Below are 22,446 nucleotides of genomic sequence, written 5' to 3' on the forward strand. Positions count from 1 at the left end.
ACTACGCGCTCGCCGCGACCTGTTCGCGGCGGTAGACCGCGATGGTCCAGACGACCGCGAGGGCCGTGGCGGTCGCGTACACGCCGAGCCCCCAGGTCATGTTCGCCAAGGTCACGCCGCCGATGGTGGCCAGCGCCGGCATCGCGCCGCCCGCGCCCATCTGGAGGGAGCCCATGAACGCCGAAGCGGTACCGGCGATCTGCGGCGGCTGCGAGGACATCGCGGCCGCGCCCGCGTTGGGGAACAGGACGCCGCAGCCGAACATCATCAGGACGATCCCGGTGGGAATCGTCCACAGGTTCTCGGCGCCGATGAGCTGCACCGCGGCGATCCACGCGATGCCGACGAGGGAGATCGACATCCCGGCGATCATCCGCTGGTGCGGCCGGCTGCGGTCGATCATCAGCATGTTCGCCTGGTTGCCGGCGAGGAGCGCGAGCGTCCCGATGGCGAAGAGCAGTGAGAAGAACCCGGCGGAGGCCCCGAGCTCCTCCTGCGAGATGAAGCTGAACGTCGAGACGTACGTGAACAGCATCGAGAAGTTGAAGATGACGACGAGCGTCGGCGCGATGAAGCGCGCGTCCCGCACCAGCGTGCCGAGCGAGGAGGCGAACTCGCGTGCGCCCATCGAGCGGCGCTCCTCGGCCGGAAGGCTCTCGGGCAGGAACTTCCACACCAGGAACGTCGACAGACCCGAGAGCACCGCCATGAACACGAACACGGTCGGCCAAGGGCCGAAGCGGATGAGCTGGGCGCCGACGATCGGGCCGAGCATCGGCGCGAGCATCGTGACGAACATCATTTTCGCCGTGAAGCGGGTCATGTCGTCGCCCTTGAAGTGGTCGCGGATGACCGCGCGGGCCACGACGACTCCGGCCGCGCCGCTGAGGCCCTGCACGAACCGCATGGCGATGAGCAGGTCGGCGCTGGTCGCGATCGCGCACACCAGGGAGGTCAGGGTGAACACGGCCATGCCGATGAGCAGCGGCTTGCGCCGGCCGATCCGGTCGGAGAGCGGGCCGATGACGGCCTGGCCGATGCCCATGCCGATCATCATCGATGTCAGCGTGAGCTGGATGCGGCTCTCGGGGGTGCCGAGGGCGTCGGCCATCTCGGGGAACGCCGGGAGGTAGAGGTCGATGGCGATCGGCGCGGTCGCCGAGAGCGCGCCGAGCACGAAGACCATCGTGGCGATGAACCGTCGCGAGTGCCCGGACGCGGCGACGGGCGGCATGAAGGCAGCAGCAGACACAGTGATCCCAACCTGTGGTTCGCGGGGCGGAGTAGGACAGCGGGGAGCCGGACTCACGTCTCGCGGCTCTCTTCAATGGGAGTCCGCCGATGGGAGGCGGGCGCGATCGGTCCGGCTGCTACAAGCCAATCACGTTACTTGCCGACCGGCAAGTGGTTTATGGGCAAGGCCACCGGTCCGATTCCCGACCAAGCGCAGTCGGCCCGGGACGCACCCGCGACGTGCTTGCGGGCCGAACGTCGGACCGGCCGGATAAGCTGACGCGAACCGAGCGACAGGAGGAACGCGTGCGCGTCATGGGGATCGACCCGGGCCTGACCCGATGCGGCGTCGGGGTCGTCGACGGCCGTCCCGGCGCGCCGGGGACCATGGTCGCCGTCGGCGTGGTCCGCACCGATCCTGAAGCGCCCCTTGCCGACCGGCTCCTCGCCCTCGACGACGGACTCCGCGAGTTCCTCGCCGACCACCAGCCCGAGGCCGTCGCCGTCGAACGCGTCTTCAGTCAGCACAATGTGGCCAGTGTCATCGGCACCGCGCAGGCCTCCGGCATCGCGCTGCTCGCCGGCGCCCGCCTCGGCCTGCCGACCGCGACCTACACACCGTCCGAAGTGAAGTCCGCCGTGTGCGGCAACGGCACCGCCGACAAACGCCAGGTCACCACCATGGTCACCCGCATCCTCCGCCTGAAGGAAGCGCCCAAGCCCGCCGACGCGGCCGACGCCCTCGCCATCGCCATCTGCCACCTCTGGCGCGGCGGCGTCAAGGCCCGCATCGCCGCAGCCGTGAGCAAGGAGAACAACCGATGATCGCCCAGCTCACCGGAACCGTCGCGTCCGTGGGGGAGTCCTACGCCGTCGTCGACGTCCAAGGGGTCGGGTACGCGGTCCAGGCCGGCGCCCACACCCTCGCCAACCTCAAGGTCGGCTCGCAGGCGGTGCTCGCGATCTCCACGATCGTCCGCGAAGACTCGATCACCCTGCACGGCTTCAACACCGCCGAGGAACGCGACCTGTTCGAGCTGCTCCAGAGCGCGCAGCGGATCGGCCCCCGCATCGCCCGCGACGCCATCGAAGTGCTCAGCCCCGACACCCTCCGGTACGCGATCGCCACGGGCGACACCGCGACCCTCTCGCGCATCCCCGGCGTCGGCAAGAAAGGCGCCGAGCGCATTGTCCTCGACCTCGCCGACAAGATCGGCCACGTCGACCTCGGCGGCGTCCCCAAACAGGCCGGAAACCGCCCCGGCGGCTGGCGCACCCAGGTCGGCCAGGGACTCCAGGCCCTCGGCTGGTCCGCGAAGGAAGCCGAGACCGCCATCGAGAAGCTCGACGCCGAAGGCGCGGACGGCACCGACGTCCCCACACTCCTGAAGCAGGCCATCCGACTCCTCGGGAAGCGATAGGCGATGTCCGACGACCACGCATCCGAACCCCGTGCAGCCGAACCCGAGGACTACACCTCCGAGCAGTGGGACGCGGCCCTCACCGCCGCCGAGGCCACCGAACTCGACCGCCTCGTCGAAGAGGGGATCCGCCCCGGCAAACTCGACGACGTCATCGGCCAGACCCGCGTCCGCGAGCAGATCAGCCTCCTCCTCGAAGGCGCCCGCCGCCGCGGCGCCTCCCCCGACCACCTGCTGCTCTCCGGCCCGCCCGGCCTCGGCAAGACCACCCTCGCCATGATCGTCGCCGCCGAACTCGGCGTCGCCATGCGCCAGACCTCCGGCCCCGCCATCGAACGCTCCGGCGACCTCGCCGCGATCCTCACCAGCCTCGGCCCGAACGAAGTCCTCTTCATCGACGAGATCCACCGCATCGCCCGGCCCGCCGAAGAACTCCTCTACACCGCCATGGAGGACTTCCGGGTCGACGTGATCGTCGGCAAAGGCCCCGGCGCCACCGCCATCCCGCTCGAACTCGAACCCTTCACGCTCGTCGGCGCCACCACCCGGGCCGGACTCCTCACCGGCCCTCTGCGTGACCGCTTCGGCTTCCTCGGCCAGCTCGAGTTCTACAACGACGCCGAGCTCGAAGCGATCGTCACCCGCTCCGCGGGCATCCTCGACGTCGCCGTCGACCCCGCCGGCGCCGCCGAGATCGCCGGCCGCAGCCGCGGCACACCCCGCATCGCCAACCGCCTCCTGCGCCGCGTCCGCGACTTCGCCCAGGTCCGCGCCGACGGCGTCATCACCGCCAAGGTCGCCGGCGAGGCCCTCGCCCTCTACGACGTCGACGAACTCGGCCTCGACCGCCTCGACCGGGCCGTCCTGCGCGCCCTCACCGGCACCTTCAACGGCGGACCCGTCGGCCTGTCCACCATCGCCGTCGCCGTGGGGGAGCAGCCCGACACCGTCGAAGAGGTCTGCGAGCCCTTCCTCGTGCGGGCCGGACTCCTCGCCCGCACCCCCCGCGGCCGCGTCGCCACCGCCGCCGCCTGGCACCACCTGGGCCTGAACCCCCCGAACGCCGAAGGGCTATTCGGATCCGGCGACGCGTAGGGTGGGCCGTAGGGACAGGCCGTCACGCCCATCGGGATAGACTCCGCCCACGTCACCTACCGAAAAAGTGACCGACCACGACGAAAGGCACCATCGTGCTTGCATCCGACGTCCTCGCACAGGACAGCGCCGGCGGCTCGAACATCATGTTCCTCATCATGATCGTGGGCTTCATCGCCCTCATGTACTTCGTGATGATCCGTCCGCAGAAGAAGCGGCAGAAGGAACAGCAGACCATGCAGTCCAACGTCGCGCCCGGTGCCCGCGTCATGACCATCGGCGGCCTCTACGGCACCGTCGTCGACTCCGACGACGAGACCGTCACCCTCGAGGCCAGCGACGACAATTTCCTCGTCTTCGCCCGCCAGGCCATCGCCAAGGTCGTCACCCCCGCCGAGACCCCCGAGGCCGACGACGAGAGCACCGAGGCCGAGACCATCACCGAGGAAGAGGCCACCCTCTCCGACGAGGACCTCGACAAGCTCCGCGCGACGGACGAGGCCCCCGGTGAAGGCGACGGCGAAGACGACAAGGGCAAGCACGCGGGGAACCCGGACCGCAAGGAGTACTAGGCCCTTCTTCGCCTTTGAGGCACCCGTCCTAGAATGAGCCCCGCCGAGGGTACGTGTGCGAGAGCACAGCCGAGGCGCACGTCTCCCGTGCGGCCGGCCTCCTCGCGCCCGCCCCTATTCGAGTTCTGAGGAAGAGACCGACCATTGGCTTCAGTAACGGGCGCTGACCGCCCACGGAAGAAGATCCAGCGCAAGCGCCTGCCGGTAGCCCCCTACTTCGTGGGGCTGATCCTGGTGCTCGCGGTCCTTTGGGTCGCCGCGCTGGCGGGCTCCGGATGGAAGTTCCCCACGCCGAAGCTCGGTCTCGACCTGCAGGGCGGCCTGTCCATGACGCTCTCGGCCTACCAGCAGGGGAGCGACGAGCCCCCCACGGCCGAGACCATGGAGCAGGCCCGCCAGATCATCGAGAACCGCGTCAACTCGACCGGCGTCTCCGAACCCGAGGTCTACGTCGAGGGCTCTGAGAACATCGTGGTCAACGTCGCCGGCGACGACCTCGACGAAGAGGCCCTCCGCGATGTCGGCGCCCCCGCCGAACTCCGGTTCCGCATCGTCACCAACTCCGTCGCCGACACCTCCGCCCTCGAAGAGCAGCTCGCGGAGGAGGCGCCGACCGAGGAGCCCACCGACGGCGCCGCCGAGGAACCCACGGCGGAGTCGAGCGAGGCCCCGGCCGAAGACGCGACCACCCCCGCCGAGGACGCCACCGAGGAGACCACCGGCTCCGGCCAGGCGGCCACCACTGAGGACGCCGCCACCCTCGACGAGGTGTGGGCCAAGGTCGGTCCTGAAGCGGCCGCGGCCGCGCAGGCCCTCACCGCCGCTCCCGACGAGGCCACCCTTCCGCTGCTCGCCCCCTTCGGCGAGCTCAGTGCCGAAGAGATCGCGCTCCTGCCCGCGGCCACCCAGTTCTTCATCCCGCAGATCACCTGCGAGATGCTCGACTCGCGCCCGCCGGGCGCCGTCCAGCAGGCCGACATCGAAGTCACCGCGTGCTCGGCCCCCGAGCCCGCGGCGGCCGACGACCCGTCGCTCACCTTCCAGTACAAGTACCTGCTGCAGCCGGCCACCGTGCTCGGCTCGGACGTGACCTCCGCCGACGTCGGCACCGACCAGGCGAACCTCAACCAGTTCGTCGTGAACGTGCAGTTCTCCGCCGCGGGCGCCGAGAAGTGGAGCGCCCTCACCACCGAGAACCTGCAGTCGCAGGTCGCGATCGTCCTCGACAACGAGGTCGTCAGCGCCCCGACCATCCAAGAGGTCTCCTCGAACTCGACGCAGATCTCCGGCGAGTTCACCGCCGACGAGGCCAACCAGCTGGCCGACCAGCTCAACTTCGGCTCGCTCCCGACCAACTTCGTGGTCGAGACCGTCAACGAGGTCACGGCCACCCTCGGCGTCGACCAGCTCCAGGCCGGCATCTTCGCCATGGCCATCGGCTTGCTGCTGGTCATCATCTACTGCTTCATCTACTACCGGGTCATCGGCTTCGTCGTCCTCGGCAGCCTCGTCGTCGCGGCCGCGGTCCTGTACCCGACCGTGGCGCTCCTGGGTTCCCAGATCGGCTTCACGTTGACCCTCGCGGGCATCGCGGGCTTCGTGGTCGCGGTCGGCATCACCGCCGACTCCTTCGTCGTCTACTTCGAACGCATCAAGGAGGAGATGGCGGGGGGCCGGTCGGTCCGCTCGGCCGTCCCGCGGGCCTGGGTCCGCGCGCGGCGCACCATCCTCTCCGCCAGCGCCGTCTCGATGATCTCCGCGGTGGTCCTGTACATCCTGGCCATCGGCCCGGTCCGGGGCTTCGCCTTCACCCTCGGCCTGTCCACCGTCGTCGACCTCCTGGTGGTGTTCATGTTCACCCACCCGATCGCCGAATGGCTCTCCCGCGGCCGGGTCCTCACCAACGTCCACCTCTCCGGGCTCCACTCCAAAGCGACCCCGGCCACCGGCGACGCGGCCGCGAAAGCCTAAGGAGATCCGATGAGCACCAAGCAGAACGAAAACGGCAAGAAGCACCCCAACGTCTTCAGCCAGCTGTACCGGGGCGAGACGGACTTCCAGTTCGTCGCGCACCGCAAGAAGTTCTACATCGCCTCCGCCGTGATCATCGCCGCGCTCGCGGTCGTCATGCTCACCAAGGGCTTCGTCCTCGGCATCGACTTCGCCGGGGGCGTGCAGTACAACGTGCCGGCGGGCGACACCTCCGCGTCCCTCGACGAGGTCGAGGGCGCGGCCGCCGCGGCCGGTGCCGATGTGGCCAGCGGCCAGGTCGTCGGCTCCGGTGACGACCGGTCCTACATCGTCCGCATCGGCGAGCTCTCCACCGACGAGGCCGCCGAGATCCGCGCGGCCATCGCCGAGGAAGCCGGCGTCGGGTCCGACTCGATCTCGGTCTCCGAGGTCTCGGCGACCTGGGGCGAGTCGGTCTCCCGACAGGCCCTGATCGCCCTCGGCGTGTTCCTGGTCCTGGTGGCCGGGTTCATCTGGGTCCGGTTCGAGCGGCGCATGGCCATCGCGGCCCTCGCGGCGCTGATCCACGACCTGGTGCTGACCGCCGGGATCTACGCGGTGGTCGGTTTCGAGATCACGCCGTCCACGATCGTCGGCATGCTGACTATCCTCGGCTACTCGCTGTACGACACAGTGGTGGTCTTCGACAAGGTCCAGGAGAATACGGCGCAGCTGCTCCAGACCCGCACCAAGACCTTCGCCGAGGGCGTCAACGACGCGATCAACCAGACACTGATGCGCTCGATCAACACCTCGCTCATCGGCGTGCTGCCGGTGGCGGCGCTGCTGTTCGTCGGCGTGGGCCTCCTGGGGGTCGGCACGCTGAAGGACCTCGCGCTGGTGCTGTTCGTGGGCATGATCGTCGGTGCGTACTCCTCGATCTTCCTGGCCGCCCCCTGGGTGGTCGACATGGCGGAGCGCGGCGCGGTCTACAAGCGCCACAACCAGAAGGTCGCCAACAAGCGCGCCGGTGTGGACGACGAGAAGCCGGCCCGCAAGGCCGCGAAGGCGGAGGACGAGGACGAGGACCGCCTCGTGCTCGCCAAGAGCGACGAGATCCCCCTGGAACTCCTGGAGGAGCCCGAGAAGGCCTCCAGCGGTTCGGCGGCCCGCTCCGGCGGCGGCTCGAAGAAGCGCAAGCGCCGCTAAGAACACCGATAGCAGGCACGAAGCGGCGGGCGGACCTGGTGGGTCCGCCCGCCGCTCTGTGCTGGTGGCTCGTCGTGAACCGGCGGCTAGGCCGCTTGTGGACGAAGGACTGAAGTAACTTGTCGCCCTTCATCTTGCCGATGACGTCTCGCGTCTTGTCCTTGACGTTGTCGGCGATGCCGTCCATCTTATCGCCGACGGGCGCTTCTTTGGCCTTGTTGTACAGATCTTCGGCCTTGTCCTTCATGTCCCCTGCGTTCTCGGAGAGCTTGTCTTTCGCCTCGTTGAACTTGTCCTGCATCCCCACGGTGAACCCCTCCCTACGTGAGTCGGTATCACTATATGAGCGCGGTGACGGTCCTGTCGGAGTTTCGAGTACATCCCAGGTAGACCGCCGAAGGCTACTGGAGGATGACGCGGGACGGGTCGTCTGCTCTCTACCGTCGTGACCATGAACGACAAGCACCTCACCCCGCGGGCCCGCACCGCGATCGTCATCGGCGGCGGCGTGGCCGGCCCCGTGGCCGCCCTGGCGCTCCAGAAGGCCGGCATCGAGCCGCGCGTCTACGAGCCCTACGCTCCCGGCACCGGCAGCCGCGGCGGGCCCATCACGCTCGCCTCGAACGGCCAGAACGCCCTCGCCGTCGTCGGCGCCGACCGCGCCGTCCAGGAGACCGGCTGGTCCACCCCGCGGATGGTCATCAGCAGCGGCACCGGCAAGGTGCTCGGCGCGATCGACGACCTGCCGGGCCTGCCGCCCCGCGTGACCCTGCCGCGCGGCGCACTGGTCGAATCGCTCCAGCACTCGGCAGCCGAGCAGGGCGTGCCCTTCCACTTCGGCAAGCGGTTCGTCGACGCCGTGGACACCGGGCACAGCGTCATCGCCCAGTTCGACGACCACACGACCGCCGAGGCTGACGTGCTCATCGGCTGTGACGGCATCCGCTCGGCGGTCCGCCGCACCATCGACCCGGCCGCCCCCGAGCCGCGGTACACCGGCCTCATCGGGTTCGGCGGCTACGCGGACGGCTCTGGCGTGCCGGACTCGGGCGGAGCCTGGCATTTCATCTTCGGGCGCCGCGCGTTCTTCGGCTACGTGATCCAGGGCGACCGGGCAGGCTGGTTCGCGAACCTCCCGGTCAAGCACCTGGACCGGGAAGTGTTGCGGCACACCGGATTCGAGGAGTGGATGGCGCGGCTGCGCGCGGCATTCGCCGATGACGCCGGTCCGGCGCTGCGGATCCTGGACCGCGTGACCCCAGAGGAGTTCGCGCCGGCCTCACCGCTGGAGGACGTGCCGCACGTCCCCGTCTGGTCCAAGGGCCGGATCGCGCTCATCGGCGACGCCGCGCACGCCACCTCGCCCTCGTCGGGCCAAGGCGCGAGCCTCGCGGCCGAATCGGCGGTGGAACTCGCCCGCTGCCTGCGCGATCTTCCTGTGGCCCAAGCATTTACGGCCTACGAGTCGGGTCGCCGCGCCCGTGTCGAACGCATCATCGCCGCCGCGGCCCGCACCAACCAGTCGAAGGCAGCCGGCCCGATAGCGGCCCGCATCCGCGACGCCGTGATGCCGTTCGTCATGGAGCGCTTCATGACCCCGGAAAAATCCGCGTGGCAGTACGCCCACACGATCGATTGGGAGGCGGTAGCCGTCTAGCGGGCGGCGAGCTGCGAGAGGTCGTCGATGAATCCCTGCTCGGCCTCGGTCACGGCGACCTTCTTGCTGAAGAAGCCGCCGCTCTTGGACTTGGAGGCCTCGGCGACCTGGGTGGCGAGGGTGATGAGCCAGGCGGCGTAGGCGTCCGCGTCGGCCTCCGGGGCCTTCTCGCGCAGGAGCGCCATCGCTTCGCCGGTCTGCTTGAGTGCCAAGGCCATCGCACCGTCGGCGAAGGGCACCTCGCGGTCCTCCTCCTCGGGTTTCACCCGTTCCCTGATGGCCAGCGCCACGGCCTTCACGAAGCCGTTGTCGTGGCTCTGGGCCTGCTTGAAGACCTTGGCCCCGGCCGTGACCTCCTTGAGGAAGGCGAGGGCGTTGGTCGAGCCGTCGGCCGCGATGGCGCCCTTCAGCACCGCCCCGGGGGTCTCGGTGATCAGGTCGAGTTCGTCTTCGGAGAACGCGGAGAGATCCGTCAAGGGATCGCCCTTCCAGTGCGGGGATCAGGAACGTTCGGCGCCGGTGAGGCGGTAGGCGTCGTAGACGCCGTCCACCTTGCGGATCACCTTGATGATGTGGTCGAGGTGCTCGGGGTTGGCCATCTCGAACGTGAAGCGGGACAGCGCGACCCGGTCGCGGGTCGTGGTCACGGTGGCCGAGAGGATCGAGACCCGCTCGCCCGAGAGGACCTGCGAGACGTCGGCGAGCAGGCGGTGCCGGTCGAGGGCCTCGACCTGCACGGTCGCGACGAAGGTCGCCTGGTCGTCCTCGTGGGACCAGTGCACTTCGAGCACGCGGTCCGGCTGGAGCTCGATGCGCTCCTCGGCGTTCTCGCAGTCCCTGCGGTGCACCGAGATCACGTGGTAGCGCGTGGCGAAGCCGATGATCGAATCGCCCGGGATCGGGTTGCAGCAGTGGGCGAGACGCACGGGCATCTCGCCTTCCTCCATGCCCGACACGGTGACGGCGGCGTGGATGTCGCCGTGCGCCTCCGGGACGATCCGGGCCGGCTGGGTCGGCGCGGTGGCCTCGGCCATGTCCTCGGCGGCGCCCTCGGCCCCGCCCTGGACGTCGAGGAGCTTCTGCACGACCTGGGTCGGCGAGACGTGGTGCTCGCCCAGGGCCGCGTACAGCGCTTCGACGTCCTTGAGGTTCAGGTCCTTCGCGAGCGAGGTGAGGTTGTCGTGGGTGAGCATGCGCTGCAACGGCAGGCGGCGCTTGCGCATCGCCCTCGTGAGCTCGTCCTTGCCCAGCTCGATCGCCTCTTCGCGGCGTTCGCGCTTGAAGTGCTGCTTGATCTTCGTGCGGGCGCGCGGGCTCTTGACGAATCCGAGCCAGTCCTCGCTGGGGGAGGCGTCCTGGGAGTTCGAGGTGAAGACCTCGACCACGTCGCCGTTCGACAGCGTGGATTCCAGCGGCACGATCTTGCCGTTGACCTGCGCGCCGATGCAGCGGTTGCCGACCTCGGTGTGGACGGCGTACGCGAAGTCCACCGGGGTCGAGCCCGCCGGGAGGGCGACCACGTCGCCCTTGGGCGTGAACACGTACGCCTCGGAGGAGGCCAGGTCGAAGCGGAGCGCGTCGAGGAACTCGGACGGGTCCGCGGCCTCGCGCTGCCAGTCCAGGAGCTGTCGCAGCCAGGCCATGTCGTCGATGTGCGCCGGGGGACCGGCCACGGTGGAGTTCTTGGTCTCCTTGTACTTCCAGTGCGCGGCGATGCCGTACTCGGCGGTGCGGTGCATGGCCCACGTGCGGATCTGGATCTCGACGGGCTTGCCGTTCGGACCGATCACCGTGGTGTGCAGCGACTGGTACATGTTGAACTTCGGCATCGCGATGTAGTCCTTGAAACGCCCCGGCACCGGCTGCCAGTTCGCGTGGATCACACCGAGGGCCGCGTAGCAGTCCCGTTCGCTCTCAACGAGGATGCGCAGGCCCACCAGGTCGTAGATGTCGTTGAAGTCGCGGCCGCGCACGATCATCTTCTGGTAGATCGAGTACAGGTGCTTCGGCCGGCCCGACACCTCGGACTTGATGCGCGAGTTCTTCAGGTGGTCCTTGACCTGCGCGATGACCTGCTGGAGCAGCATCTCCCGCTGCGGGGAGTGCTCCGAGACGAGCCGCGCGATCTCGGAGTACCGCTTCTTGTACAGCGTCGCGAAGGAGAGGTCCTCCAGCTCCCACTTGATCGTGTTCATGCCCAGGCGGTGGGCGAGCGGGGCGAGGATCTCCAGGGTCTCGCGGGCCTTCTGCTCCTGCTTCTCGGGCGGCAGGAACGTCAGGGTCCGCATGTTGTGCAGGCGGTCGGCGAGCTTGATGACGAGCACCCGCGGGTCCTTGGCCATCGCGACGACCATCTTGCGGATCGTCTCGGCCTTGGCCGCGTCGCCGAGCTTGACCTTGTCGAGCTTCGTGACGCCGTCGACCAGGAGCGCGACCTCGCCGCCGAACTCCTCGGAGAGCTCGTCGAGCTGGTAGTCGGTGTCCTCGACCGTGTCGTGCAGGAGCGCGGCCACGAGCGTGTTCGTGTCCATGCCCAGCTCGGCCAGGATCGAGGAGACCGCGAGCGGGTGCGTGATGTACGGGTCGCCGGACTTGCGGAACTGCCCGTTGTGCAGCTCCTCGGCCCGCGTGTACGCCTGCTGGAGCAGCCGGACGTCGGCGCGCGGGTGCGCGGCCCTGTGGGCGGCCACCAGCGGCTCGAGGACCTCCGGAAGCTGCGAGGACTGCCACGGCGCGTTGAAGCGGGCCAGGCGCGCCCGCATCCGCCGCCCCGTCGGGGGCCCTATCGGGCCTCCCGAGGTCGGCGCGGCGTCAGCGGACTTGCCGGACGCGGCTCGCTCGGTCACCACGCACGCCTCCTCGGTATCGGCAGAGCTCAACAGCTTCGCAAAGATTCGACAAAGCCTCGACATCCATCCTAACCGCGAGGGGTGGTGTGATCCGCCACCGATGCCGGGACGCGGGACACCTCTCAGGTCTCACATGCCGGTCGGGGCGGTCACCTGCATCACTCCGGCGGCCCCCACCTGCTCGACGAGGTCGAGACCCGAGGTCACCTGGCCGAGGATCGTGTAGTCCGCGGGCAGGGTCGAGTCCTGGTAGACGATGAAGAACTGGCTGCCGGTGGTGCCCGGTCCGGCGTTCGCCATCGCGATGGTCCCGGCCGGGTAGTTGTTCTCGGCCTCGACGGGGAGGTTCTCCTCCTCGTACGAGTAGCCCGGGGAGCCCGCGCCCGCCATCTCGGGGGTGCCGGCCTCGATCGCGGCGCGCGCGTCGGGGTCGCCGCACTGGAGGACCCAGATGCCGTCGTTGACCAGGCGGTGGCACTGCTGGCCGTCGAAGTAGCCGTCCTTGGCGAGGAACGTGAAGGACCCGGCGGTGCAGGGCGCCCCGGCCGTGTCGACGTCGACGGTGATGACGCCCAGGTTGGTCACGATCGACAACTCCTGGGTGCCCGCGGCGGGCTGGGTGGAGGCCGGGGTCGGGCTGGTGCCGTCGGCGGAGGTGTAGATGCACGATTCGCTGGAGGCCGGGTCGGGCGTGGTCATCTGGACGCACTCGAGGTAGACGTCCTGGACGGGCTGCCCGTCCGTGACGCCCTCGGTGGCCGTGCCGACCGCGCCCTCGCCGCTGGGCTCGATCCCGTCGCAGCGGGTCGAGGCGGCCTTGGCCTGGTCGATGAGCTCGGCCATCTCCGGGTCCTGCCCGCCGGTGTCGTCACCGTCGCCGTTCGACACGTTCACCGTGATCACGATCGCGGCGGCGACCAGGACGAGGGCACCACCGACGGCGCCGACGATCCACCCGTTCTTGCGCTTGTGCTGCTCCTGCTGGGCCTTGGCGGCCATCCGCTCCTGCAGCTGCTGCCGGGCGGCCTGGCGCTGGGCTTGTTTCGACGCCACCGTCGGATCTCCTTCGTCGCGCGTAACAGGGGTTCTTACTCGGTTGTTTCGGAAGCGCCCTCGGAAGGCGCTTCGGTCGCGGTCGGATCGACTGTGGCACTCGGGTCGACCGAGGCGCTCGGATCCACGGGAGCGGTCTCGGTGACCTCCGAAGTGGGGGTCTCCTCGGCCGGCGGTTCCTCGTCCTCGAAGAAGCCCGACTGCCAAAGGTAGGCGAGGGTCAGCACCGCGGCGATCGCGAGGAGCCCACCCAACGCCTGAAGCTGCCGGCGGCGGCGCAGCTTGCCCGCGAGGCGCGCGTTCTTCTTCGCGTTCGCGATGCGCTGCTTGCGCTGCTCCATGTGCTTGGACTTGGCGGGCACCTGGCCTCCTACGTATGACCGGTCTCGGCGATGCCAGCGAACCGTAAGGACGCACACCGCCCGTTTCAGGGGTTACGAGTTCCGCAGTTTAGCCGGGACAAGTCAGACGCGTCACCGCAGGATGCCCGGTGTATCCTGACCCGGCGAAGGGAGGGGGAGCGGTTGCTCATCGAGACGCTGGTGGCGGATGCGTTCGGCACGAACTGCTATGTGCTGTCGGCCGGTCCCGGATCCGAGTGCGTGGTCGTGGACCCCGGCATCGGCATCGCCCCCCGACTCGACGACCTCCTCGCCGAGAAGGGCCTCAAACCCGTCGCGGTGGTCCTCACGCACGGGCACCTCGACCACACCTTCTCCGTGACGCCCGTGTGCGGCGCGAACGACGTGCCGGCGTTCATCCACACCGACGACGCGCACCTCCTCGCCGACCCCGCCCAGGGCTTCAGCGCGAACATGATGTCGCTCGTGGGCACCGGCCTCGACTGGACCGAACCCGACGACGTGCAGCCGCTCGTCGACGGCGGGATCATCGAACTCGCCGGGATGCGCTTCACCGTCGACCACGCGCCCGGCCACACCGCCGGCTCGGCCATGTTCCACACCGCCGACGACGAGGGCCTCTACACGGTCACCGGCGACGTGCTCTTCCGCGGCGCCATCGGCCGCACCGACCTGCCCGGCGGCTCCGACGCCGCCATGCAGGACACCTTGCGCGACAAGGTCCTCCCGCTCGACGATCTCACGATCGTCCTCCCCGGGCACGGGCCGAGCACCACCATCGCGGCCGAACGCGCCCGCAACCCGTACCTCAAGCGCGCGGCGCAGCGCGCCCATTAGACGCGCCCCCCGCCGCGCGCCGTTTTCGATCGAACAACGCTAGGAGACCGCCATGTCACGACCCCAGCCGCTCTCGGGATTCCCCGAACTGCTGCCCCGGCAGCGGATCGTCGAGCAGCAGGTCGTCGACCATCTCCGCCGCGCCTTCGAACTCCACGGCTTCGCGAACCTCCAGACCCGCGCCGTCGAGCCGATGGACCAGCTCCTGCGCAAGGGCGAGACCTCGAAAGAGGTCTACGTGCTGCGCCGCCTCCAGGCCGACGCCGAGGGCGGCGACGCGGGGCTCGGCCTCCACTTCGACCTGACCGTGCCCTTCGCCCGCTACGTCCTGGAGAACGCCGGGAAGCTCAACTTCCCGTTCCGCCGCTACCAGATCCAGCCGTGCTGGCGGGGCGAGCGCCCGCAGGAGGGCCGCTACCGCGAGTTCATGCAGGCCGACATCGACATCGTCGACCTGGGCGAGCTCCCCGCCCACTACGAGGTCGAGGTCGCCCTCGTCATCGCCGAGGCGCTGAGCGGGCTGCCGCTTCCCAAGGTGCGCATGCACGTCAACAACCGGAAGCTCGCCCAGGGCTTCTACCAGGGCCTCGGCATCAGCGACACCGATGAGGCGCTGCGGATCATCGACAAGCTCGACAAGATCGGCCACGACGCGGTCGCCAAGCTCCTCATCGACACCGTGGACGCCACCCCCGAGCAGGCCGAAGCGTGCCTCAAGCTCGCCTCGATCAACTCCACCGACACCTCGTTCGTGGCCGAGGTCCGAGCGCTCGGCGTGTCCGACCCGCTCCTGGACGAGGGCCTCAACGAGCTGGCGGCCGTCGTGGAGGCCGCCGCGAAGGAGGCCCCCGGGTTCGTCGTGGCCGACATGAAGATCGCCCGCGGCCTCGACTACTACACCGGCACCGTCTACGAGACCGTCATGGAGGGCTACGAGAGCCTCGGCTCGATCTGCTCCGGCGGGCGCTACGACAAGCTCGCCTCCGACGGCAAGAACACCTATCCCGGTGTGGGCCTTTCGATCGGCGTCTCGCGGATCCTGGTGCCGCTGCTCCAGACCGGGAAGCTCGACGCCACCCGCGAAGTGCCCACCTGCGTCCTCGTCGCCCTCGCCAACGAGGACGAGCGCGGCGCGGCGAACGGCCTCGCGCAGCGCCTCCGCAAGCGCGGCATCCCGACCCAGGTCTCGCCCTCGGCCGCGAAGTTCGGCAAGCAGATCAAGTTCGCCGACAAGCGCGGCATCCCGTTCGTGCTCTTCGTCAACGACGAAGGCACGCAGATGAAGGACATCCGCTCGGGCGACCAGATCACCGTCGACGTCGACGCCTGGGAGCCCCCGGGTGAAGACCTCCACCCGAGGATCGTCGCCGAATAGACCGACAGGAGGGCCGCGCTCGCGAAGAGCGCGGCCTCCTGCGTTCCCGGGCTACACCCCCGGAACGCGCTGTGCCGCAGCCGTTCCGCGCCTGCCCGCCGGAAGGTCGTGCGCGAAGCTCCACACTGCGACCCGGCACAGCGCCTCCTTGTACCGCACGGCCACCGGACCGGTCAGATACGCGCGCCTGGGCCGGTCGTCGGCCGTCACGAACTGCACCACCGCGTCCCGGCGGCCGAGGCTGATCGTCTGGTGGAAGTACCGGACCCGCAGCGTGGGCGGACGACGCCCGGCGATCGCGGCGGCGAGGTGCCCGGCCGCCAGCCAACCCGTCGGCATCCCCGACGAGCACGACATCCGCAGCGGGCGGTCGCCCGGACCCGGCGCGAGGGCCGCGTCCCCGATCGCGAACACCTCGGGATGCGAGACCGAGCGCATCGCCGCATCCACGACCACCTGCCCGCGGCCGTCCACCTCGAGCCCCGACGCGGCCGCGATCGGATTCGGCGCGAATCCGGTCGCACCGATCGCGATGTCGGCGGCCACGACCGACCCGTCAGCGAGGATCGCGCCGGCCTCGGTGAAGCGCTCGACCCGGACGCCCTCGAACACCTCGATGCCCAGCCGCGCGAAGCCCTTGCGCAGATGCGCCCGCGCGCCCGGCACGAGCCGATCGCCGAGCCCGCCCGAGGTCGCCAGCGCGACCGACAGCTCCGGCCGCGCCTCAGCGATCTCCGCGGCCACCTCCAGACCCGTCAGGCCGCCGCCGACGACCAGCACCCGTTCCCCGGCGGCGGCCCGGGTGAGCCTGCCCCGCAACCGCATCGCGCTGACCGGTGAGGCCGCGCTCCAGACATGCTCGGCGTCCGGCATCGGAGCGCCCGAACTGCCGAGGCCGTAGACGAGGGTGTCGTAGGCGAGCGGCTCGCCGTCGGCGGTGACGGTTCGCCGGTCGACGTCCACCGACTCGACGCGGGCGCAGTGGCGCCGCACGCCGGTCCCGCGCAGCAGTTCGGCCAGCTCGTATCGCGGCAGGTCCTGCCCTGCTGCTACCTGATGCAGGCGAAGACGTTCGACGAAATCGGTCCGGTCGTTGACTAGCACGATCTCCGCATCGGTGCCCCGCAACAAGGTCCCGAGCCTGCGCGCGGCGGTAAGCCCGGCATAACCGGCCCCGAGCATGAGAATGCGATGTCCCATCGGCATGTCCTCCTCGCTTGTCGTTGACCGACTTGACAAGGCAGCGAGGTAATCCCTGACGGACGCAGACGGAGAGCGGCGGAGGTCACCAGGACGGAAGGGGCGTCGCCGAACAACGCGAAGGCGGGCGCCCTCTAGGGCGCCCGCCATTCACACGGGAGATCTACCCGATGATGGCTTTGACGGTCGGTGCGGTTGATGCGAGCTTGAGCCAGGAGTTCAGCTCATTAAGGTCCTGGCAGTTCTCAATCTTGCGACGCTGGTCCTCGGTGATCGCCAGGCCACGCGACTCGACGATGATGAGCAGCGCGTTTGCTTCTCCTTCGGCCTTGCCTTCGGCCTTTCCTTCGGCCTTGAGATCGGCGAGGAGTTTGCTCTGGTACGGGTACGTCTCTTGCTGCATCAGGGCCTCCAGGATCGTGCGGGGATGCTCGCTGAGCTGCCCCAACATGTACTGAGTGTATCGTTTCGCAATTTCTTCATCGAGCGGCGCCAGTTCCGCCGACGCGGTTTTGAGGAGTCGTTCGATGTCGTCCGATCGTTCATGAATGAGCGTTCCGAGCACCATCTGCTCAGCGAGTGCCCCGTTCTCCGAGTTCTCGAAGAGCTTCGGGTAGTTGGCGGGGCTGATCACGAGCATCCGGAAGGCGCTCCCGGGCTGGCCGATGTCGATCGGCTCGGCTGCCCAGGCGGCCACGGACGGTCTCGTGCAGACCACGATGAGGACCACCGGTGCTTTGATGCGGTGGCGGAGGTTCGCCTGATATGCGGGCCAGGAGAACAGCTTGCGATCGTCCTTCCCTTGCTGGATCTCGATGATGATGCCGAGACGGTTCTCGCTGCCAACCCGGCAGACGACCACGTTGTCGGCGTTGAGGTCTCGGACTTCTTTGTCAGTACACGATTCTGAATACGGGAGGACTTCGCTGTAGTCGGGGATCGGGAGGTTGAGAATCCCACTGGCGAGGTCGACTGCGAATGCTGGTCGTTCTCGGCAGAGCTTCAGCGGATTGTCGTGTGCTTGGGTTGTCACCTGTACGAGGCTACGAATCACCCGGACGGTGACAAAATGCGTAACCTTTGTCATTTTCTCGTTAGAGACGGACTTCACCTCCGCCGCGTTGTCGCGATGGAGGTGAGGTCGTTGGGGCCCTATGCGAGGGCTCTGACGGCCGAGCCGGCCTCGGTGCGGGCTTCGGCGTTCTGGACGTGCTTGCGGCGCACCGGGATGCCGAGCGTGGGGTTGGCGACGCTCCAGGCGGCGCCCTTGCAGATCAACTCCTTGTAGATCGCGGCGGTGCGGCCGCGGAGGAAACCGGCCTTGGCCTGGTCGGCGGCGGTGACGAACTGGATCAGGCCCTCCTTGCGGCCCAGTGAGATGCACTGCTGGGCGTAGGCGAGCGGGACCTTGCCGCGCTTGCCGCCGGTCAGTTCCGCCGCGATCGCGTCGGCGGCGATCCAGGCCATCGGGATGCCGCTCGCGCACGACATGCGCAGCGGCTTGCCGACATCGCTCATCGCGTAACCCGAGTCGCCGACGGCGTACACGTCGGGGTGCGAGACCGAGCGCATGTCGCGGTCGACGACGATCTGGCCCCGGTCGGTGACCTCCATAGTGGTCGCTCCGGCGATCGGGTGGACGGCGAAGCCGGTGGTCCAGACGGCGACCGCGGCAGGGATGGTCCCGGTCTCGGTCTCGACCGCGTCGGCGTGCACCGCCGTGACAGCGGCGTGCTCGTGGACGGTGATGCCGAGTTTGTCGGCGACCTCGCGCAGGCGCTCCTGGGCCTTGGGCGTGAGCCAGTCGCCGAAGCCGCCGCGGACGGCGATGGCGACGTCCAGGTCGGGCCGGGCCTCGGCGATCTCGGTGACCGCCTCGATGCCGGTGAGGCCGCCGCCGACGATCACGACGGGCTGCCCGGCGTCCATACGCGCCAGGCGTTCCCGGGCCTCGAGGGCGCCGGGGCGGCTCGCGATCTGGCAGGCGTGCTCGGCGGTGCCGGGGACGCCCAGGTCGTTCCAGCCGCTGCCCAGGGCGTAGACGAGCGTGTCGTAGGCGAGCTCGGCGCCGCCGTCCGCGTCGATGACCGCGACGGTCTTGCGGTCGGCGTCGACGGCGGTGACCTTCGCGAGGCGCAGCTCGACACCGGTGCCCGCCAGGATGTCCACGAGCGGGCGCGGCTTGAGGTCCTTGCCGGCGGCCAGCTCGTGCATGCGGACCCGCTCCACGAAGTCGGGCTCGGCGTTGACGAGGGTGATGGTGACGTCCTCGGGGCTGAGCTTCCGCGCGAGGCGGCCGGCGGCGCTGGCACCGGCGTAGCCGGCGCCGAGGACGATGATGCGGTGCTGCATGGTCTTGCTCCTGTCTGGTTCGGGTTCGCCACTTGAACCGGGCGGCCCGCCGTTTCCTGACAGGAATAGATCGTGAATCACGTCACATGGCGTTAGAAGGCGGCGCGCATCAGCGGTTCGCCGTGGTCGATCGTCGCCCACACGGCGGTCGCGCGCTCGAGCTTGTCGGGGTTGACCTGGTTGCGGAACGCGGCGATGCCGTCCTCGCCGACTTCAAGGCACATGATGCCGACGACGCGGCCGTCGAGCACCGCGACCGCGGCGGGGCCGCCGTTCGCGGTCCAGGCGTAGACCTCGGGCGAGCCGCCGAGCAGCTTGCGCTTGGACTCGGCAGGCCTGAACAGCCCCCACAGGAACTTCGCGACCGCGGTCGCGCCCTCGAAGGGCCTGGTGCGGGCCGGGATCTTCCCGCCGCCGTCGCCGACCGCGACGGCGTGCTCGGTGAGCAGCTCCACCAGGGGAGCGACCGAACCGCCCGTGGCGGCCGCAAGGAACTCCTCGACGATCTTCCGCGCCTCGGTCTCGTCGATCTGCTTGCGGGCCTTGCCGTCCGCGAGGTGCTTCTTGGCGCGGTGGAAGATCTGCTGACTCGAAGCCTCGGTGAGTTCGAGGATCTCGGCGATCTCGCGGTGCGGGTAGCCGAAGGCCTCGCGCAGCACGTACACGCCGCGCTCCACAGGGGTCAAGCGCTCCATGAGGGTGAGCACCGCGAAGGAGACGGACTCGCGCTGCTCGACCGTGTCCGCCGGGCCGAGCATCGGGTCGCCCGCGAGCACCGGCTCGGGAAGCCATTCGCCCACATAGGTCTCGCGCCGCGCCCGCGCCGAGGTGAGCTGGTTGAGGCACAGGTTGGTGAGCACCTTCGTCAGCCACGCCTCCGGAACCTCGATGCGGTCCCGGTCGGCCGACTGCCAGCGCAGGAACGCGTCCTGCACGGCGTCTTCGGCTTCGCTCGCCGAGCCGAGCAGGCGGTAGGCGATGGCCGCCAGACGGGGCCTGCAGGCCTCGAACCGGTCGAGTTCGGCCAGGGTCACGGACATGACCCGATCGTAGCCCGCACGCGAACGGGCCGCATCAATCCAGATGCGACCCGTTGCAGCCCTGTGCTTCTAGACTTCCTTGACGCAGTAGACCGCGGTGATCGAGTCGATGTCCGGGTCCCATTCGCGGCCGGCCGCGATCGCGGTGTCCGTGTAGTAGTAGTTCGTGTTGCCGCTGCCCTCGCAGGCGTCGGCGGCGGCGACCGAGTGGTACGCGTCGGTGGGTTCGGGGTCCGCGGGGGACTGCACGATCTTGAGGACCTCCCAGTAGGCGCTCTCGGCCGCGCAGTCGATGACGTAGAAGCCCTCGGTGTTGTTCTCGATGCACTCGCCTTCGGCGGGAACGCGGTAGACCGACTCGCCCTCGCTGGTCGCCTCCTCGCTCGCCGCTTCGCTGGTCTCCTCGACCGGCTCGCTCGACTCCTCGGCGGCGCTGCTGCTGCCGGCGGCCTCGGTGGGGTCGGGGTCGGGTTCGCCGCCGCCCATGTTGACCGCCAAGAGGATCCCGCCGCCGATGACGGCGACGACGACCACTACGAGCGTGATGATGAGCGGCAGGTTCGATGAGGACGCGCCGGGCGGCGGGGGCGCGGCCTGGCCGACCTGGAAGGCGCCTCCGGGCGGTCCGGGCGGGGGCTGGTAGCCGCCGGTCTGGCCGGGCGCGTAGGCGGGGCCGGGGGAGTACGGCTGGCCGGGAGGGGCGCTGCCGGGGTGGTTCGGGGCGCTGTTGTAACCCGAGCCGGGACCGTACGGATCGGGGCGCGAATACGGGTCGGCGTCGGTCGTGTAGTGCTGCGGCGCTGAGGGTTGGCCGTAGCCCGGCGACTGGTTGGGGTCGTAGGGGTTCGGCGGGGGATAGGTCATGGGGTTCTCCGTCGCGGGCCGGGCTTGAGGGCGAAGTCAATTCGCTTGGCTTCCATCATATTGCTCTCTTGCGACGCTCTGCTCACTTACGTCTCCGCAAGCGTTCGACGTGGGTGCTCACTTACGTCTCCGCAAGCGTTCGACGTGGGTGCTCACGTACGTCTCCGCAAGCGACACCGCACACATGTTCAAGGCCGGACAACAGAAAAGGCCGCCTCCGGTAACGGAGGCGGCCCTGCAGCGGCTAAGCGCTGTTCCATGCGTTTAGGCGTTGTCGCTCCGGCACATCGCGCCCCAGATGAGCTCGTCGCCGCCGTAGAGTTCGGCCGCGTAGTACCCGGAGTTCGCGCAACCGCCGACGGCGGTCGTGTAGTCGAACGCGGAGATGTCGAGCGGCGGGTCGTAGGCCTCGACCTCGTCGACGACGTAGAGCGCCCCGGGGGCGGAGCAGTCGAGCTTGACGAGGTCGTCGTTGGTGCAGTCGCCGACGTTGGGCGTGATCGGGAGTCCGCCGTCGGCGTTCTCCTTCTCGATGGCGGTCAGGCACATCAGGTAGTCGACCTTGCCGCCGTCCCAGTCGTAGACGTAGAAGTAGCTCTGCCACACCTCGCCGAAGGCGCCGCGCAGGGCGACCGCGCCGCACTCGGTCTCGATTCCGGTGTAGTCCTCGAGCGTGCCCGACGAGTCGGCGCGCAGGTCCGGGTCGTCGACGAGCTTGCTCACGGTCCAGAACGCCTCGGTGGCCTCGCACTCGGCGGTGAGGCCGGCGGTCGGGTCGGTGTCCGTGCCGGTGATGGTGGTGAGGTCCTCGATGAGGCAGTCGCCCTCCGCCACGGTCGCCGCGGTGTCCGAGTCGCCGAGGTCGTCGAGCGCCTCACCGGCGCTGTCGCCGCCGGCGAGCTTGACGACGAGGTAGATGCCCAGACCGAGGACGACCAGGATGACCGGGACGATCTTCCACAGGAGGCCCTTGCCGGTCTCCTTCGCGAACTCTCCGAAGCCGCCGCCGCCCCCACCGGGCGGGATGGGCGGCGGGGCGCCGTACGCGCCGCCGGCCTGGGGCGGGTATCCGGGTTGCTGGGGGGCGCCGTAGCCGGGCTGCTGCGGGGCGCCGTAACCGGGCTGGGACGGCTGCCCGTAAGGCTGCTGCGGCGGCTGCGGGGCGTACCCGCCCGGCTGCTGCGGCGGGTAACCCGGCTGCTGCGGCTGCTGCCCGTAGCCAGGGGGCGGGGGATAGCTCATTGGTGCATTGCTCCTTGCGAACGTACTGTGGAAGGGGTGTACAAGCGCGGGGGATGGGCACCGCGCGAAATATCGGTTCACTCTAACCACCGGCCACCACCGCTTTGCGCGGCCCGCCCCTCCGGAACCGATCCG

At 69.3% G+C, this 22,446-nt stretch carries 20 protein-coding genes; 9 read left to right on the forward strand and 11 right to left on the reverse strand.

Features of this window, described 5'->3' with window-relative positions; genetic code table 11:
- Window position 1: 1 nt before the first annotated feature.
- Window positions 2-1,252 carry a multidrug effflux MFS transporter gene (locus ACFO8M_RS23760; RefSeq protein WP_387980165.1) on the reverse strand — a complete coding sequence of 417 codons (1,251 nt, stop codon included), beginning with the start codon at window positions 1,250-1,252 and terminating at the stop codon, window positions 2-4.
- A gap of 287 nt (window positions 1,253-1,539) precedes the next feature.
- Between ACFO8M_RS23760 and ruvC the strand changes: the two genes are divergently transcribed.
- From ruvC to ACFO8M_RS23795, 7 genes are all read left to right on the forward strand, one after another.
- Window positions 1,540-2,058, forward strand: a complete 519-nt coding sequence (gene ruvC / locus ACFO8M_RS23765) for a crossover junction endodeoxyribonuclease RuvC (RefSeq protein ID WP_387980167.1) — start codon at window positions 1,540-1,542, stop codon at window positions 2,056-2,058.
- Window positions 2,055-2,654 (forward strand): Holliday junction branch migration protein RuvA, encoded by a 600-nt coding sequence (ruvA, locus tag ACFO8M_RS23770; protein ID WP_387980169.1) that lies wholly within the window; start codon window positions 2,055-2,057, stop codon window positions 2,652-2,654. The genes ruvC and ruvA overlap by 4 nt, the downstream gene beginning before the upstream one ends.
- 3 nt (window positions 2,655-2,657) lie before the next feature.
- The gene (gene ruvB / locus ACFO8M_RS23775; protein WP_387980170.1) at window positions 2,658-3,749 is read left to right on the forward strand and encodes a Holliday junction branch migration DNA helicase RuvB; all 1,092 of its coding nucleotides are present in this window, start codon (window positions 2,658-2,660) and stop codon (window positions 3,747-3,749) included.
- 95 nt (window positions 3,750-3,844) lie between these two features.
- Window positions 3,845-4,321, forward strand: coding sequence for a preprotein translocase subunit YajC (gene yajC / locus ACFO8M_RS23780; RefSeq protein WP_387980171.1), 477 nt, complete (start codon window positions 3,845-3,847; stop codon window positions 4,319-4,321).
- A 144-nt stretch (window positions 4,322-4,465) separates the two neighbouring features.
- Complete coding sequence (secD, locus tag ACFO8M_RS23785) at window positions 4,466-6,292, forward strand: protein translocase subunit SecD (RefSeq protein WP_387980173.1); 1,827 nt, start codon at window positions 4,466-4,468, stop codon at window positions 6,290-6,292.
- A gap of 9 nt (window positions 6,293-6,301) precedes the next feature.
- Complete coding sequence (gene secF / locus ACFO8M_RS23790) at window positions 6,302-7,480, forward strand: protein translocase subunit SecF (protein WP_387980175.1); 1,179 nt, start codon at window positions 6,302-6,304, stop codon at window positions 7,478-7,480.
- 451 nt (window positions 7,481-7,931) lie between these two features.
- Window positions 7,932-9,137 carry an FAD-dependent oxidoreductase gene (locus ACFO8M_RS23795; protein WP_387980176.1) on the forward strand — a complete coding sequence of 402 codons (1,206 nt, stop codon included), beginning with the start codon at window positions 7,932-7,934 and terminating at the stop codon, window positions 9,135-9,137.
- Here ACFO8M_RS23795 and ACFO8M_RS23800 read toward each other — a convergent pair.
- From ACFO8M_RS23800 to ACFO8M_RS23815, 4 genes are all read right to left on the reverse strand, one after another.
- Window positions 9,134-9,613 (reverse strand): hypothetical protein, encoded by a 480-nt coding sequence (locus ACFO8M_RS23800; RefSeq protein WP_387980178.1) that lies wholly within the window; start codon window positions 9,611-9,613, stop codon window positions 9,134-9,136. The genes ACFO8M_RS23795 and ACFO8M_RS23800 overlap by 4 nt on opposite strands.
- Before the next feature lie 24 nt (window positions 9,614-9,637).
- On the reverse strand, window positions 9,638-12,049 hold the full coding sequence (locus tag ACFO8M_RS23805) for a RelA/SpoT family protein (RefSeq protein ID WP_387980180.1): 2,412 nt from the start codon (window positions 12,047-12,049) through the stop codon (window positions 9,638-9,640).
- Window positions 12,050-12,115: 66 nt separating this feature from the next.
- Window positions 12,116-13,039 (reverse strand): peptidylprolyl isomerase, encoded by a 924-nt coding sequence (locus ACFO8M_RS23810; RefSeq protein ID WP_387980182.1) that lies wholly within the window; start codon window positions 13,037-13,039, stop codon window positions 12,116-12,118.
- 35 nt (window positions 13,040-13,074) lie between these two features.
- Window positions 13,075-13,401 carry a hypothetical protein gene (locus ACFO8M_RS23815; protein ID WP_387980184.1) on the reverse strand — a complete coding sequence of 109 codons (327 nt, stop codon included), beginning with the start codon at window positions 13,399-13,401 and terminating at the stop codon, window positions 13,075-13,077.
- 162 nt (window positions 13,402-13,563) lie between these two features.
- On the opposite strand from ACFO8M_RS23815, the gene ACFO8M_RS23820 reads away from it, so the two are divergent.
- Window positions 13,564-14,238 (forward strand): MBL fold metallo-hydrolase, encoded by a 675-nt coding sequence (locus ACFO8M_RS23820; RefSeq protein ID WP_387980185.1) that lies wholly within the window; start codon window positions 13,564-13,566, stop codon window positions 14,236-14,238.
- A gap of 52 nt (window positions 14,239-14,290) precedes the next feature.
- Window positions 14,291-15,613, forward strand: coding sequence for a histidine--tRNA ligase (gene hisS, locus ACFO8M_RS23825; protein ID WP_387980187.1), 1,323 nt, complete (start codon window positions 14,291-14,293; stop codon window positions 15,611-15,613).
- A gap of 51 nt (window positions 15,614-15,664) precedes the next feature.
- Here hisS and ACFO8M_RS23830 read toward each other — a convergent pair whose 3' ends face one another.
- The 6 genes from ACFO8M_RS23830 to ACFO8M_RS23855 form a co-directional block, all read right to left on the reverse strand.
- Window positions 15,665-16,813: an NAD(P)/FAD-dependent oxidoreductase gene (locus ACFO8M_RS23830; protein WP_387980189.1), complete on the reverse strand. Its 1,149-nt coding sequence runs from the start codon at window positions 16,811-16,813 to the stop codon at window positions 15,665-15,667.
- Window positions 16,814-16,976: 163 nt separating this feature from the next.
- On the reverse strand, window positions 16,977-17,846 hold the full coding sequence (locus tag ACFO8M_RS23835) for a hypothetical protein (RefSeq protein ID WP_387980191.1): 870 nt from the start codon (window positions 17,844-17,846) through the stop codon (window positions 16,977-16,979).
- Between the two features lie 119 nt (window positions 17,847-17,965).
- The gene (locus ACFO8M_RS23840; RefSeq protein ID WP_387980192.1) at window positions 17,966-19,165 is read right to left on the reverse strand and encodes an NAD(P)/FAD-dependent oxidoreductase; all 1,200 of its coding nucleotides are present in this window, start codon (window positions 19,163-19,165) and stop codon (window positions 17,966-17,968) included.
- A gap of 92 nt (window positions 19,166-19,257) precedes the next feature.
- The gene (locus tag ACFO8M_RS23845; protein WP_387980194.1) at window positions 19,258-20,205 is read right to left on the reverse strand and encodes an RNA polymerase sigma-70 factor; all 948 of its coding nucleotides are present in this window, start codon (window positions 20,203-20,205) and stop codon (window positions 19,258-19,260) included.
- A gap of 69 nt (window positions 20,206-20,274) precedes the next feature.
- Window positions 20,275-21,069 carry a hypothetical protein gene (locus ACFO8M_RS23850; protein ID WP_387980196.1) on the reverse strand — a complete coding sequence of 265 codons (795 nt, stop codon included), beginning with the start codon at window positions 21,067-21,069 and terminating at the stop codon, window positions 20,275-20,277.
- A gap of 264 nt (window positions 21,070-21,333) precedes the next feature.
- Window positions 21,334-22,311: a hypothetical protein gene (locus ACFO8M_RS23855; RefSeq protein ID WP_387980198.1), complete on the reverse strand. Its 978-nt coding sequence runs from the start codon at window positions 22,309-22,311 to the stop codon at window positions 21,334-21,336.
- Window positions 22,312-22,446: the final 135 nt, after the last annotated feature.

This window comes from Glycomyces rhizosphaerae, from assembly GCF_042647865.1.
Classification (GTDB): domain Bacteria; phylum Actinomycetota; class Actinomycetes; order Mycobacteriales; family Micromonosporaceae; genus Glycomyces; species Glycomyces rhizosphaerae.

What these genes read in the sequence shown, in the direction of transcription:
- secF (WP_387980175.1), top strand. Translation starts at nt 6,302, where the DNA reads ATGAGCACCAAGCAGAACGAAAACGGCAAGAAGCACCCCAACGTCTTC.
- ACFO8M_RS23830 (WP_387980189.1), bottom strand. Translation starts at nt 16,813, where the DNA reads ATGGGACATCGCATTCTCATGCTCGGGGCCGGTTATGCCGGGCTTACC.
- ACFO8M_RS23805 (WP_387980180.1), bottom strand. Translation starts at nt 12,049, where the DNA reads ATGTCGAGGCTTTGTCGAATCTTTGCGAAGCTGTTGAGCTCTGCCGAT.
- ruvB (WP_387980170.1), top strand. Translation starts at nt 2,658, where the DNA reads ATGTCCGACGACCACGCATCCGAACCCCGTGCAGCCGAACCCGAGGAC.
- ACFO8M_RS23840 (WP_387980192.1), bottom strand. Translation starts at nt 19,165, where the DNA reads ATGCAGCACCGCATCATCGTCCTCGGCGCCGGCTACGCCGGTGCCAGC.
- ACFO8M_RS23795 (WP_387980176.1), top strand. Translation starts at nt 7,932, where the DNA reads ATGAACGACAAGCACCTCACCCCGCGGGCCCGCACCGCGATCGTCATC.
- ACFO8M_RS23850 (WP_387980196.1), bottom strand. Translation starts at nt 21,069, where the DNA reads ATGACCTATCCCCCGCCGAACCCCTACGACCCCAACCAGTCGCCGGGC.
- ACFO8M_RS23845 (WP_387980194.1), bottom strand. Translation starts at nt 20,205, where the DNA reads ATGTCCGTGACCCTGGCCGAACTCGACCGGTTCGAGGCCTGCAGGCCC.
- ruvA (WP_387980169.1), top strand. Translation starts at nt 2,055, where the DNA reads ATGATCGCCCAGCTCACCGGAACCGTCGCGTCCGTGGGGGAGTCCTAC.
- ACFO8M_RS23855 (WP_387980198.1), bottom strand. Translation starts at nt 22,311, where the DNA reads ATGAGCTATCCCCCGCCCCCTGGCTACGGGCAGCAGCCGCAGCAGCCG.
- hisS (WP_387980187.1), top strand. Translation starts at nt 14,291, where the DNA reads ATGTCACGACCCCAGCCGCTCTCGGGATTCCCCGAACTGCTGCCCCGG.